The organism is Staphylococcus nepalensis (assembly GCF_002442935.1).
In the GTDB taxonomy this organism is placed as follows: domain Bacteria; phylum Bacillota; class Bacilli; order Staphylococcales; family Staphylococcaceae; genus Staphylococcus; species Staphylococcus nepalensis.
The window spans coordinates 2,368,979-2,382,690 of the sequence record NZ_CP017466.1 but is presented as its reverse complement, the minus strand read 5'-3'; the positions used below and the strand labels follow the sequence as shown (position 1 = coordinate 2,382,690).

General features: G+C 32.4%; 11 protein-coding genes. 6 read left to right on the top strand and 5 right to left on the bottom strand.

The window, feature by feature from the left end:
• Nucleotides 1-106 precede the first annotated feature (106 nt).
• The 5 genes from BJG89_RS11420 to BJG89_RS11400 form a co-directional block, all read right to left on the bottom strand.
• Nucleotides 107-1,048, bottom strand: a complete 942-nt coding sequence (locus BJG89_RS11420; protein WP_096810708.1) for a diacylglycerol/lipid kinase family protein — start codon at nucleotides 1,046-1,048, stop codon at nucleotides 107-109.
• 137 nt (nucleotides 1,049-1,185) lie between these two features.
• Nucleotides 1,186-2,694: a peptide MFS transporter gene (locus BJG89_RS11415; RefSeq protein WP_096810707.1), complete on the bottom strand. Its 1,509-nt coding sequence runs from the start codon at nucleotides 2,692-2,694 to the stop codon at nucleotides 1,186-1,188.
• Nucleotides 2,695-2,994: 300 nt separating this feature from the next.
• Entirely contained in the window at nucleotides 2,995-4,509 is a 1,515-nt protein-coding gene (locus tag BJG89_RS11410; protein WP_096810706.1) for a peptide MFS transporter, read from the bottom strand.
• 416 nt (nucleotides 4,510-4,925) lie between these two features.
• The gene (gene queF, locus BJG89_RS11405; protein WP_096810705.1) at nucleotides 4,926-5,426 is read right to left on the bottom strand and encodes a preQ(1) synthase; all 501 of its coding nucleotides are present in this window, start codon (nucleotides 5,424-5,426) and stop codon (nucleotides 4,926-4,928) included.
• A 13-nt stretch (nucleotides 5,427-5,439) separates the two neighbouring features.
• On the bottom strand, nucleotides 5,440-6,327 hold the full coding sequence (locus tag BJG89_RS11400; RefSeq protein WP_096810704.1) for a DMT family transporter: 888 nt from the start codon (nucleotides 6,325-6,327) through the stop codon (nucleotides 5,440-5,442).
• Nucleotides 6,328-7,030: 703 nt separating this feature from the next.
• On the opposite strand from BJG89_RS11400, the gene nrdI reads away from it, so the two are divergent.
• The 6 genes from nrdI to BJG89_RS11370 all read left to right on the top strand — a co-directional run bounded on the left by nrdI (nucleotide 7,031) and on the right by BJG89_RS11370 (nucleotide 13,655).
• Nucleotides 7,031-7,429 (top strand): class Ib ribonucleoside-diphosphate reductase assembly flavoprotein NrdI, encoded by a 399-nt coding sequence (nrdI, locus tag BJG89_RS11395; protein ID WP_096810703.1) that lies wholly within the window; start codon nucleotides 7,031-7,033, stop codon nucleotides 7,427-7,429.
• The gene (nrdE, locus tag BJG89_RS11390; RefSeq protein WP_096810702.1) at nucleotides 7,392-9,497 is read left to right on the top strand and encodes a class 1b ribonucleoside-diphosphate reductase subunit alpha; all 2,106 of its coding nucleotides are present in this window, start codon (nucleotides 7,392-7,394) and stop codon (nucleotides 9,495-9,497) included. The genes nrdI and nrdE overlap by 38 nt, the downstream gene beginning before the upstream one ends.
• Nucleotides 9,498-9,734: 237 nt before the next feature.
• Nucleotides 9,735-10,703, top strand: a complete 969-nt coding sequence (gene nrdF / locus BJG89_RS11385; RefSeq protein WP_096810701.1) for a class 1b ribonucleoside-diphosphate reductase subunit beta — start codon at nucleotides 9,735-9,737, stop codon at nucleotides 10,701-10,703.
• A gap of 237 nt (nucleotides 10,704-10,940) precedes the next feature.
• Nucleotides 10,941-11,909: an ABC transporter permease gene (locus tag BJG89_RS11380; RefSeq protein ID WP_096810700.1), complete on the top strand. Its 969-nt coding sequence runs from the start codon at nucleotides 10,941-10,943 to the stop codon at nucleotides 11,907-11,909.
• Nucleotides 11,899-12,858 carry an iron chelate uptake ABC transporter family permease subunit gene (locus BJG89_RS11375; RefSeq protein ID WP_096810699.1) on the top strand — a complete coding sequence of 320 codons (960 nt, stop codon included), beginning with the start codon at nucleotides 11,899-11,901 and terminating at the stop codon, nucleotides 12,856-12,858. Before BJG89_RS11380 ends, BJG89_RS11375 begins: the two co-directional genes overlap by 11 nt.
• Nucleotides 12,855-13,655 carry an iron ABC transporter ATP-binding protein gene (locus tag BJG89_RS11370; RefSeq protein ID WP_096810698.1) on the top strand — a complete coding sequence of 267 codons (801 nt, stop codon included), beginning with the start codon at nucleotides 12,855-12,857 and terminating at the stop codon, nucleotides 13,653-13,655. The genes BJG89_RS11375 and BJG89_RS11370 overlap by 4 nt, the downstream gene beginning before the upstream one ends.
• Nucleotides 13,656-13,712 lie beyond the last annotated feature (57 nt).

Below are 13,712 nucleotides of genomic sequence, written 5' to 3'. Positions count from 1 at the left end.
GAAATTTAACTTTTTATAAGATATTTATTATCTAACTCAAACAAAGAGCGATGAAACAATCTGTAATGTAGATGTTTTTATCGCTCTTGTTAATGTGATAATAAGTTTAATCATCATATTGTTCTTTTTTATTAGCAGGCAAGGTTAAAATTTTAATTGCGTTAGGTATTATTTCAATATTAATGGGCGTTTTCAATGCAATTTCTCCATCGATATCGACCTTTATTTGAGGTTCAGTTTCTATGGATATCTTTTTAGATAAGAGATGTTGAATACCGTCTGTCATATGATTCCAATTCATGCTGTCTCTTTGTTTAAATATATCACTTAGGACGCTTGAACTATGTTCTTCAAAAATAAATAAATTTAAATACCCATCATTAGGAGAAAGGTCTGTTAAAGGTATGCGACTGCCACCTATGAATAAGCCATTTGCAACGACAAGCATCGCTGTATTACCATCAATGACTGTATCATCTACTGTCAATTTGTAGTCAAAGTGTTCTGGGTTAAGCAATGTTTTAACAGTAGAACTTACATAACTCAATTTACCAAAGAGATCTTTGTTACCGTTTTGAACATTTTCAGCATTTTGCACAATGAGTCCCAATCCCGCAAAGTTTAATGCGTATTGGTCATTAATTTTCATAACATCGTAGGATTGCAACTCTGATTGGATAAGTTGTTGGCTAGCGGTTTTATGACGTGGGCTTATGTTTAACGTTTTAACAAAGTCATTAAATGTACCACCAGGGATAATACCGATAGGGACATCCAATTCATGTTGCATGATGCCGTTTACTAATTCATTTATTGTCCCGTCTCCACCTAGAATAAAGATAATATCAACATCATCACTGTAACTTTGGTTTTTAATCTTTTGACAATATTGAATAATATCTCCTTCATTTTCACTTAATTGTATAGAAAGATGTTTGCAAAATGTAGTTAACGACGTTGCAACATCTCCTAATCCTCTATAAATATCTTTAATACCGCTTTGTTCATGATAAAATAAGACACCGTGTTTGAATTTATTACTTTCCAATTGAGTCACCATATTCCTTTGAATTTTGTTTTCTCCTAAACTTTACCCCAAATTTACTAGATGTAAATATAAAAAGAAGGAGCAGGTCAAAAATCATTTTAGGAAAAAGTGATTTTTGTACCGCTCCCTCGAACTTATTATTTAATGCCACGCATGCCTTTTACAATTTTTGGTACAAAAGCTAAAATAATTAAGCTGACTACGATTGCGATGCAACCTAAGAGTAAGAAATAGTTTTTGTAACCAAGGGGATCAATTAATTTAACTAAAGTTCCGTTAATTGCTTGAGCACAAGCATTAGTTAATAACCATAAGCTCATCATTTGTGTGTTGAAAGCTTTTGGTGCAAGTTTTACTGCTGCACTGTTACCAGTTGGTGATAAACATAGCTCACCAATGACACAAATGATATAAGATAAAATAACCCAGTTAACGCTGATCGATGCACCGCCTGAAGCATGACCGATAGAGCCAATCATTATGTAAGAAGCGCCGGCTAACAGTGCACCTAAAACAAATTTTGTTGCAAGACTTGGTTGGCGTCGAGCCATTTTAGCCCATATGAGTGAAACAACTGGCGCGAGCAACACGATAAATAATGGGTTAATGGATTGGAAAAGTGCAGGACCAAAGTCTGCTGTCCATCCAAATATATTTAATTTCATATCACTGCTTTCAAAAGCAAATAAGTTAAGTACGTTAGCGCCTTGTTCTTGAATTGACCAGAATACAACACCAAGAATAAATAAAGGTATAAACGCAATAACTCTTGAACGCTCGTCATCAGTTACTTCTTTGCTTCGAATCATAATTGTGAAATAAATGATAGGTAACGCTACACCTAGTATAAGTACAGTTGTACTGACTAAGCTAAATGACAGTGTACCTGTTAATCCAGTAATTAATACCACCACTGCTATAATAACGATGATAGCGGCAAATAAAAGTCCATATTTCTTTTTCTCACTTTTGCTTAATGGATTTGATGGTTTTGTACCGATTGGCCCAATATTTTTTTTGTTAAAAAACATATACCAAACAAGTCCAAGTGCCATACCAATTGCAGCGATTAAGAAACCACCATGGAAATTACCAGTTTGCACGAATTGATCTAAGATAATTGGTGAAATTAATGCACCTAAGTTCACTGACATATAGAATATAACAAATCCAGCATCGATACGTGTATCTCTATCTGGATACAATCTGCCAACAATATTGGAAATACTTGGTTTCATTAAACCAGAACCTACGATAATGAAGAACATAGAAATAAATAATCCAGCAATATCTAAAGGTAAGCTTAAGAAAATATGACCGATAATAATGAGCACACCACCATAAAACGTTGCAGCACGTGTACCAGTAATCCTATCGGAAATCCATCCGCCAAGCACAGATGTCATATAAATTAACGCACCATATACAGCCATAATAGACTGAGCAGTGCCTTTGTCCATACCTAATCCGCCATCTTTAATAGCGAAATACATATAGAAAATAAGTAGGGCACGCATACCGTAGTAGCTGAACCTCTCCCAAAATTCAACAAAGAATAAAACGCCTAGCCCTTTAGGGTGTCCAAAAAATCCTTTCTGTGGAATAGATTGAACAGCTTGTTCATGGGCTTTATCTTGATTTTGCATAAGCAACATTCCCCGTCCTTTCTTGCTCCCAATAAGAATGTATAAAAATGATTTTACGCTTAATCAAATTAAATTGCAATAATATTCTCAAAACAACAATATTCAAAATATTCAGTTATTTATGTAGGGAATATAATAATAAATTTATATTCATATAAATTAAAGTTATTAAATAGTATAGTTACAAAAAAATAGGCAAAGCAAAAATGATTTTTTTGCTTTGCCTATTATTGAAGCTTGAATTGAAATTTATGATATAACGCTATATTCAATTTGACGCCACACTTTATATACCAATAATTAGTAAACACCTTTCATTGCGCGTTTTACTATTGGAGAAATGAACAACAGAATAACACCAATGACTACGGCAACTAAACCTGAGTACATAAAGTAATCACTTTGATTTATTTTTGTGTATACAACAACAAGTTGAGCGTTAAGGCCTTGAGCTGTGGCATTACTTAACATCCATAAGCTCATCATACGTGCAGTAAAAGTGAGTGGTGCAAGTTTCGTAGTAGTTGATAAACCGACAGGTGATATGCATAATTCGCCGATGGTAATTAATAAGAAACTTAATACGAGCCATAATGGATTGACTAACTCGTTACCCGTTGCCAACGGGATTATCATGATTAAATATGAAAAACCAGCGATAATAGCACCGTAAGCAAATTTATGAACTGTAGGTGGGTTACGTTTACCTAACTTCATCCATAATGTTGCGAACACTGGTGCTAATAGCACAATAAAAATTGGGTTTAATGATTGCGCCCATGAAGCTGGTATTGAAAAATCAATTAATCCATTGGTTAACACTGACATTTCTAATTGTGTTTTTTTATCAGCAAATGTTGCAAGTATCGTCGCTCCTTGTTCTTGAATCATCCAAAATGCAACAGATGTAATATATAATGGTACATAGCTGTATACACGAGAACGTTCATCTTTCGTAACATCTTTACTCACAATCATATTGATAAATATGTATATCGGTAACACAATCCCTAAAATTGTGATTAAGAAGCTAAAGTTACCTAATGTAAGTGCGTCGTTTAAATGTAGTATAAATAAATAGATTAAAAACAATACGATGACCACAGTAGTAATTAAGGTGAATTTTTTGATTTCTGGTTTAGTTAACGGTTTTGGTACATTACGACCTGCAAGACCTAGATATTTTTTACGTTTTAATGCGTAAACTACTAACCCACAGAACATACCAATGGCTGCTGCTAAAAAACCAGCATGGAAACTGATTCTAGTTTGTAAATAGCCTGTGATTAATGGCGCAAATAGACTACCAAAGTTGATCCCCATATAAAATAAAGTGAACGCTGCGTCTCTTCTAACATCATTTCGTTCATACAATTCTCCGACAGTTGTTGAAATATTTGGTTTTAGTAATCCGGTGCCGGCAATAATTACGCCTAAAGCGATAAGTACAACTGTTAAATTATTCGGTAATGACAGTAAAATATGGCCAATCATGATGAGGAATCCACCGTAGAAGACCGCATTTTGGGTACCAGTAATTCGGTCTGCAATCCAACCCCCGATAATGCCTGACATATAAATTAACGTACCGTATATTGCAACAATTTGCATGGCAACGCTTTGTGGTAACGCAAAACCGCCATCTGCTACTGTGTAATATAAGTAGTAAATTAAAATGGCCTTCATACCATAGTAACTGAATCTCTCCCAAAATTCAGTGAAGAATAAAGTGCTTAGCCCTTTTGGATGCCCGAAGAAACCTTTATTTGGAATATCTTTCATAATTTCTTCGTGCGTATAATTAGTTTTTTTCATAATTTCCCTCCCCTTTAACGATTGGATACATTCTATACTGTATTTATTCAAATAACAAGTATAATATGAAATAAATTAAAATATATTCAAGGAATTTGATAGTTAAATGAACTGAGATGAAAAAAATAAGCCGAGACGTAAATCATAATGTCTCGGCCATAAATATTGTATAGTCAGTAGATGACTAAAATTAAAATGTAAACTATCTTTTCTAAAAACTATTTTTAACGTACTATTTTTTACTCAAGAGTCTTGGTTCTTGGATTCCTGATTCCTGAGCTAGTAGTGTTTATGCATGAGCCTAAGCGTGTGTAAGGACATAACTTAACTTTCTGTTTTTAGCCACCTCTGCCGCGATAATCTCTCGAAACTAATTTAAAATATGAGTTCAATTTTGTTTACTTATTCATATTATTTTAACGGTTATCTATTTTCTCTGGGTAAAGATCGTGATTCATCAAACGATGTTCAGCCATTTTTTCGTATTTAGAGTCAGGACGACCATAGTTTGTATAAGGATCAATAGAGATGCCACCGCGAGGGGTGAATTTACCCCAAACTTCAATATAATGCGGATCCATTAACTCGATAAGGTCATTCATAATAATATTCATACAATCTTCATGAAAGTCACCATGATTTCTGAAGCTAAATAAATATAATTTTAAAGATTTAGATTCTACCATTTTAACGTTTGGTATATAAGAAATATAAATTGTAGCAAAATCGGGTTGGCCTGTAATAGGGCATAAAGATGTAAATTCAGGGCAATTAAATTTAACAAAATAATCACGGCCTTGATGCTTGTTATCGAAAGACTCTAAAACATCTGGGCGATAATCGAAATCATATTTATTGTTTTGGTTTCCTAGTAAAGTAATATCAGTTAAATCTTCTTGATTGCGTCCTTCAGACATAATACGCGCTCCTTTAATATTTAGATTTTTGTTCTTTTTTTTGAATTGTTAATGGTTGACGTCTTGCTTTTTCAAACATGTAATAACTTGCACCTATGATAATAGCGTAACCTAGAATGGCATAGAAATCTGGAGATTCTCCGAATAAAATAAAGCCAAATAATGCTGTGAAGATAATAGACGCATACGTAAATATTGAAATATCTTTAGCTGGCGCGAAACTATATGCTAAGGTAATACCAATTTGGCCAGCTGCCGCCGCTAGTCCAGCGCCTATCAAATAAATGACTTGCATAGTAGACATTGGTTCGAATGTGAACATTGTAAATGGAATGAGCACTATAATAGAAAAGAATGAAAAGTAAAATACAATTGTATAAGGTGCTTCTCTATTACTTAATGCGCGAACACACGTATAAGCACTTGCAGCAAAAATACCTGAGAATAACCCACCAATAGCTGGTATCATTGATGAAGAAAATTCTGGTTTTACAACGAATAACATACCAAAAATGGCTACAATCATTGCAATAAATTGATAGTTTCGAACTTTTTCATTTAAGAAAATTAAACTAAGTAGAATAGTCCAAAAAGGATTTAATTTCATTAAAGTATCTGCATCACTTAAAATCATATGGTCAATTGCATATATATTTAATAGTACGCCAATTAATCCTAGTGCAGAACGAGAAATTAATAATGGTTGGCTACTTAATTTACCAAAAAGCGGTTGTTTGTATTTAAAAATAAAATATAAAGGTATAAACATTGCAACTAAATTTCTAGCCAATGACTTCTGAAAGACAGGGAGATCTCCAGCTAATCTAAAAAAAACAGACATAAAGCTAAAGCCAATTGCAGAAATTAGAATAGCAATAATACCTTTCATTTTTGGATTCACATATATCGCCTCAATTTTAATAATTTAACGTATCTATATTAGCATAGTTAATTAGATTATGTATATATGCTTGAAACGAGAGAAAAAATATAATACGCTACTAATACGAACAAACGTTCTTTTGTTGAGGTTGAAATGAGAAAAAAGCTCGAAGCTATTTAAAAGTATCATCAATTAAAAAATAAAATATATAAAACGCAATATACCACATTGAATGGATCAACGTGCGTACATCAAGGGCTACAGAAGAATTGAAAAAAGCAAGCATTGTGACTCTAAAAATGATAAAAAAATTTTTGAACAATGAAAAAATGATTTTAAGGTTGAATTGGTGCCATTTTCATTCTCTTTTCATCATTTTGTCATAAATTAAAGGCTTTTAATCAGTCGATGAGTTATGTATAATGAAACACATAATATAGTATTACTATTAGAGACGAAACACTATATATTGTGTTTCAATAGACAGTCAATTTATTTATAATAAATCAAATTTAAAGTAAAATCACACAGTTTTAGGCTTTGAATAATGACAAATAAGGCATTAATACTTAAATGTTGAGTTTTTACATACCTGCTTAATAGAATTAAAAGTTACTATATATAGTGGTTACTTCAATCATTTAAAACATATTAATATTATACCTCGAAAGCCTTTCGATTTTCCATTTTACATATGTCTATTTAGAAAGAAGGTGATCCAATGAAAGTGGTATATTTTTCATTTTCCGGCAACGTGCGTAGATTTATTAAACGAACTGAACTAACTGACGTTATGGAACTCACGCAGAATAATTGTTCTGAGAGAATAGAGGAGCCATTCGTTTTGGTCACTGGGACAATAGGATTTGGTGAAGTGCCCCAACCAGTTCAATCATTTTTAGATGTAAATGAAGATTTATTAAAAGCTGTTGCAGCAAGCGGAAATCGTAACTGGGGACAAAATTTCGCGAAAGCTGGACGATCTATTTCGGAACGCTATCAAGTTCCATTGCTATTGAAGTTTGAAGTACAAGGTACAGCAAATGATGTAAATGAATTTAAAGAGAAGGTGGGTAATTTCAATGAAGATTATGGACGAGAAGAAATACAATCATATTGAATTAAATAATGAGGTTACAAAGCGTAAAGAGAATGGTTTCTTTAATTTAGAAAAAGATCAAGAAGCGTTAGCAGTTTATTTAGAAGAAATTCAAGATAAAACAATTTATTTTGATAGTGAAATTGAACGCCTTCGTTATCTTGTAGATAATGACTTTTATTTTGATGTTTTCGAAAAATACGCTGAAGCAGATTTGGTGGAAATTACAGATTATGCTAAAAGTATCCCGTTTCGTTTTGCAAGCTATATGTCAGCTAGTAAATTCTTTAAAGATTATGCATTAAGAACAAATGACAAATCTCAATTCTTAGAAGATTACAAGCAACATGTTGTCATTGTCGCGCTTTATTTAGCAAATGGACATAAACCTACAGCTAGACAACTTATTTCAGCTATGATTGAACAACGTTATCAACCAGCAACACCTACATTTTTAAATGCTGGTCGTGCGCGTCGTGGTGAACTCGTATCATGTTTCTTATTGGAAGTAGATGATAGTTTAAATTCAATTAACTTTATCGATTCCACAGCTAAACAATTGAGTAAAATTGGTGGCGGCGTTGCGATTAACTTATCTAAATTACGTGCAAGAGGTGAAGCGATTAAAGGCATTAAAGGCGTAGCCAAAGGTGTCTTACCAGTTGCAAAATCTCTTGAAGGCGGCTTTAGTTATGCAGATCAATTAGGCCAACGTCCCGGTGCGGGTGCTGTATATTTAAATATCTTCCACTACGATGTTGAAGAATTTTTAGATACTAAAAAAGTGAACGCAGATGAAGACTTACGTTTATCAACGATTTCTACTGGATTAATCGTACCTTCAAAATTCTTTGACTTAGCTAAAGAAGGTAAAGATTTTCATATGTTCGCGCCGCATACAGTTTACAATGAGTACGGTGTTACACTAGATGATATTAATTTAGATGAATATTATGATGATTTAGTTGCTAATCCAAATGTTGATAAAAAGAAAAAAGATGCTCGTGAAATGTTAAATATGATTGCTCAAACACAACTACAATCTGGGTATCCATATTTAATGTTTAAAGACAATGCTAATAAAGTGCACCCAAACTCTAATATTGGTCAAATTAAAATGAGCAACTTATGTACTGAAATTTTCCAATTACAAGAAACTTCTATCATTAATGACTATGGTATGGAAGATGAAATTAAACGTGATATTTCATGTAACTTAGGTTCTTTAAATATTGTTAACGTTATGGAATCAGGGAAGTTTAAAGACTCAGTGCATACAGGCATGGACGCGTTGACTGTAGTGAGTGACGAAGCTGATATACAAAATGCGCCGGGCGTTAGAAAAGCCAATAGTGAGCTTCATTCAGTCGGCTTAGGTGTTATGAACTTACATGGCTATCTTGCTAAAAACAAAATTGGCTATGAGTCGGAAGAAGCTAAAGATTTTGCTAATATATTCTTTATGATGATGAATTACTATTCACTTGAAAGATCAATGCAAATAGCAAAAGAAAGACAGGAAACGTTTAAAGACTTTGATAAGTCAGATTATGCAAATGGAAAATATTTCGAATTTTATACTTCGCAATCATTTGAACCGAAATACGAAAAAGTACGTAAATTATTTGATGGTTTAGAAATCCCAACGTCTGAAGATTGGAAAGCATTGCAAAAAGAAGTTGAAACTCACGGTTTATTCCATGCTTATCGTTTAGCGATTGCACCGACTCAAAGTATTTCATATGTGCAAAATGCTACAAGCTCTGTTATGCCTATTGTAGACCAAATTGAACGTCGTACTTATGGCAATGCGGAAACATTTTATCCGATGCCATTCCTATCACCAGAAACAATGTGGTACTATAAATCAGCATTTAACACTGATCAAATGAAGCTAATTGATTTAATTGCAACGATTCAAACACATGTGGATCAAGGCATTTCTACAATTCTTTATGTTAATTCAGAAATATCTACACGTGAATTATCTAGATTATACGTTTATGCGCATCATAAAGGATTGAAATCTTTATATTACACTAGAAATAAATTATTAAGTGTTGAAGAATGTACGAGCTGTTCAATATAAAATGTAACTTTTGTGTTAATGATAACGAGCGTTGATAAGAATGGAAATAGCATATGCTTTAAGTAGGTAAAGTTAAAGTGTATTAAGAGAATGAATTTCAAAGTAATATATACCGAGTTTTTCGAAATTTATTCTTTTTGCAAAGGGGAGGAAATCTAGATTTAAATTTAGATTTCTGCCCCGTTTTCTGTAAGTCACTTATTAATTAAATATTTACTAGATAGGGGAATTATCTAAATGAAAGCAGTCAATTGGAATACTCAAGAAGATATGACAAATATGTTTTGGCGACAAAATATTTCACAAATGTGGGTAGAAACTGAGTTTAAAGTATCAAAGGATATTGCAAGTTGGAAGACATTATCTGATGAAGAAAAAAATGCATTCAAAAAAGCATTAGCTGGTTTAACTGGTTTAGACACACATCAAGCAGATGATGGTATGCCTTTAATCATGTTACATACAACAGATTTACGTAAAAAGGCTGTGTATTCTTTTATGGCAATGATGGAACAAATTCATGCTAAAAGTTATTCTCATATTTTTACCACATTATTACCATCTAGCGAAACTAATTATTTATTAGATAAATGGGTGTTAGAAGAACCACACTTGAAATTTAAATCAGATAAAATTGTAAATAACTATCATAAACTTTGGGGCAAAGAAGCCTCAATTTATGATCAATACATCGCTCGTGTATCAAGTGTTTTTCTAGAAACATTTTTATTCTATTCTGGTTTCTATTATCCATTATATTTAGCTGGACAAGGAAAAATGACGACGTCAGGAGAAATCATTCGTAAAATTTTATTAGATGAATCTATTCATGGTGTGTTTACTGGTATGGATGCACAAAGTTTACGTAATGAATTATCTGAAAGTGAAAAACAACAAGCTGATCAAGAAATGTACAAACTACTAGATGAATTATATAAAAACGAAGTTTCTTATACTCAGTCGTTATATGATGATATTGGTTTAACTGAAGATGTGCTGAATTATGTGAGATATAATGGTAATAAAGCACTATCTAACCTTGGATTTGATCCGTATTTTGAAGAAAAAGAATTTAACCCAATTATCGAAAATGCTTTAGATACATCCACAAAAAACCATGATTTCTTCTCTGTTAAAGGCGATGGATATACTTTAGCGCTAAATGTTGAAGCACTACAAGACGAAGATTTCATATTTGAAGATTAAGTGAAAGTCACATAAATATAATTATAATAATTAAAAAACCCATCCTTTCTATTGGCTATTAATAGATTGGATGGGTTTTTATTGCAGATTATTCATTTATTAAGCTAATTATTTGTACAAACTCAGTAGTAGCTATTGAATTTACATATAAAGATGATAAAATTTAATTATAAACGTTGATAATGATTATCATCGCCAATGAAATATAAAAGTTTATGAAAGGATTATATACTCACTATGAAATTTTTATTAAATGGTGTGGTCTTATCTATTATTTTATTCATCTTAACTATCCTTTCTTTATTTATCGGTGTAAGTAAGGTGTCGATTACTGATATTTTTCATTTATCCCAAGAGCAAATTAATATCATTGTATCTAGTAGAATACCTAGAACAGTTAGTATATTAATTTCAGGAAGCACTTTGGCACTTTCGGGTCTCATTATGCAACAGATGATGCAAAATAAATTTGTAAGTCCTACGACTGCAGGAACGACCGAATGGGCTAAGTTAGGCATATTGATATCAATGATTTTTTTTCCACAAGAAAATATTATCATTAAATTAATATTCGCTGTGATCTTAAGTATTGGTGGAACATTTATATTTGTGAAATTAGTTCAATATATACGTTTTACAGATGTTATTTTTATTCCGTTATTAGGTATTATGCTCGGTGGTATTGTGTCTAGTTTTTCAACATTTACAGCGTTAAAAACCAATACAGTTCAAAGTATTGGAAACTGGTTAAATGGCAATTTTGCAATCATCACCAGTGGAAGATATGAAATATTATACTTAAGCATCCCATTACTAATTCTTACATACATATTTGCCAATCATTTTACAATTGCTGGCATGGGGAAAGATTTTAGCAATAATTTAGGGGTTAATTATGAAAAAATAATTAATATTGGTTTATTTATCACAGCAACGATTACTGCGTTAGTAGTTGTTACTGTTGGAACTTTACCTTTCTTAGGATTAATAGTTCCGAATATTGTGTCAATTTTTAGAGGAGACCACTTGAAAAACGCATTGCCTCATACGGCCATGTTAGGCGCTGTTTTTGTTATGTTTTCAGATATAATCGGCAGAATTATAGTATATCCGTACGAAATTAACATCGGATTAACGATAGGTGTATTTGGCACTATTATTTTCTTGATTTTGCTGATGAAAGGACGACATGATTATGCAAATTAGCGCTAAGACAAAATTATTTATTTTAATAGCAATAACGCTGTTAGCAGCTGGACTCTATCTTGTTATAGGTATTGATTTTGATATTTTCCAATATCAATTTTCTAGTCGATTAAGAAAACTTATTCTTATGGTGTTAGTTGGAGGGGCAATAGCTGCATCAGTAGTTATCTTTCAAGCAATTACCAATAACCGACTGTTAACGCCTTCAATTATGGGGCTGGATGCAGTATATATGTTTGTTAAAGTTCTAATTGTTTTTGTATTTGGTGTTCAATCAGCTTTAGTAACTAACTTGTATTTGAGCTTTGCGATTACATTAATTGTTATGGTTGCTTTTTCATTATTATTATTCCAAGGCATTTTTAGAATAGGAAACGTATCAGTTTATTTTATTTTGCTAGTCGGTGTCATTCTAGGTACTTTCTTTAGAAGCATTACTGGATTTTTAGAGCTTATCATTAACCCAGAAGATTTTCTAGCAGTCCAAAGTGCTATGTTTGCAAACTTTGATGCTTCTAATAGTAAATTAGTAACATTATGCGGCATCATATTAATTATATTGGTGTTCATTACAGTGATAGCCATACCTTACCTAGATGTGCTTTTATTAGGTAAAGACCAGGCTATTAATTTGGGCATTTCTTATAAGCGGTTAACACGGCTATTGCTCATTCTTGTGGCAATATTAGTATCAATTTCTACTGCGCTTGTAGGGCCAATTACATTTTTAGGTTTATTAACAGTAAACTTAGCACATGAATTGATGAAAACGTATGAACATAAATATATACTGCCTGCAACAATTTGTATTAGTTGGTTAAGTTTATTTATTGCACAAGGTGTCGTAGAAAATTTATTCGAAGCAACAACGCAAGTAAGTATTATTATTGATTTAGTAGGTGGTTCTTACTTTATCTATTTATTGATAAAAAGGAGACATGCAAATTGATTAGTGTACAAGGTCTTAATAAAACGATTCAAGATAAAGCGATTTTAAAAGAGATAAATGTTGATATAAATAAAGGTCGATTGACCTCTATAATTGGGCCTAATGGGGCTGGTAAGAGTACACTGCTCTCAGCTATTACGCGACTTATAGATTTTGAAGATGGTGGTATAGAAATAGAGAATAAATCTATTTCAGATTATAAAAGTAATGAATTAGCTAAAAAACTATCTATTTTAAAACAATCTAACCATACAGAATTGAATATTACGGTCGAACAATTAGTTAATTTTGGGCGTTTTCCATACTCAAAAGGACATTTAAAACAAGAGGATAAAGAACAAGTTGAATACGCGTTAGAATTGTTACAGCTTAAAGAAATCAGACATCGCTATTTAAAAACACTTTCTGGAGGCCAACGCCAACGTGCATATGTTGCGATGACCATAGCCCAAGATACTGATTATATATTGTTAGACGAACCGCTAAACAATTTAGATATGAAACATTCAGTTCAAATTATGCAGACGCTACGTCAACTTGCGAAGTCACTGAATAAAACTATTGTTGTAGTAATACATGACATTAACTTTGCCTCATGTTATTCAGACGATATCATTGCGCTCAAAGATGGCGAAGTCATTAAAGCGAGTACTAAGGATGATGTGATTCAATGCGACACATTGAGAGAATTATATGAAATGGAAGTCCAAATCGAACAAATTCGAGGCCAACGTATTTGTATTTATTTCGATGAATTAACAACAGACCAAGAATTATCGTTAGTAGAATCTGTATGATGTACAAATAGATATATTCATTGAAAGGAGTGATGCACCTGTAACGTTGTTTAACTT

What these genes read in the sequence shown, in the direction of transcription:
- BJG89_RS11415 (WP_096810707.1), bottom strand. Translation starts at nt 2,694, where the DNA reads ATGCAAAATCAAGATAAAGCCCATGAACAAGCTGTTCAATCTATTCCA.
- BJG89_RS11410 (WP_096810706.1), bottom strand. Translation starts at nt 4,509, where the DNA reads ATGAAAAAAACTAATTATACGCACGAAGAAATTATGAAAGATATTCCA.
- queF (WP_096810705.1), bottom strand. Translation starts at nt 5,426, where the DNA reads ATGTCTGAAGGACGCAATCAAGAAGATTTAACTGATATTACTTTACTA.
- nrdI (WP_096810703.1), top strand. Translation starts at nt 7,031, where the DNA reads ATGAAAGTGGTATATTTTTCATTTTCCGGCAACGTGCGTAGATTTATT.
- nrdE (WP_096810702.1), top strand. Translation starts at nt 7,392, where the DNA reads ATGAAGATTATGGACGAGAAGAAATACAATCATATTGAATTAAATAAT.
- nrdF (WP_096810701.1), top strand. Translation starts at nt 9,735, where the DNA reads ATGAAAGCAGTCAATTGGAATACTCAAGAAGATATGACAAATATGTTT.
- BJG89_RS11380 (WP_096810700.1), top strand. Translation starts at nt 10,941, where the DNA reads ATGAAATTTTTATTAAATGGTGTGGTCTTATCTATTATTTTATTCATC.
- BJG89_RS11375 (WP_096810699.1), top strand. Translation starts at nt 11,899, where the DNA reads ATGCAAATTAGCGCTAAGACAAAATTATTTATTTTAATAGCAATAACG.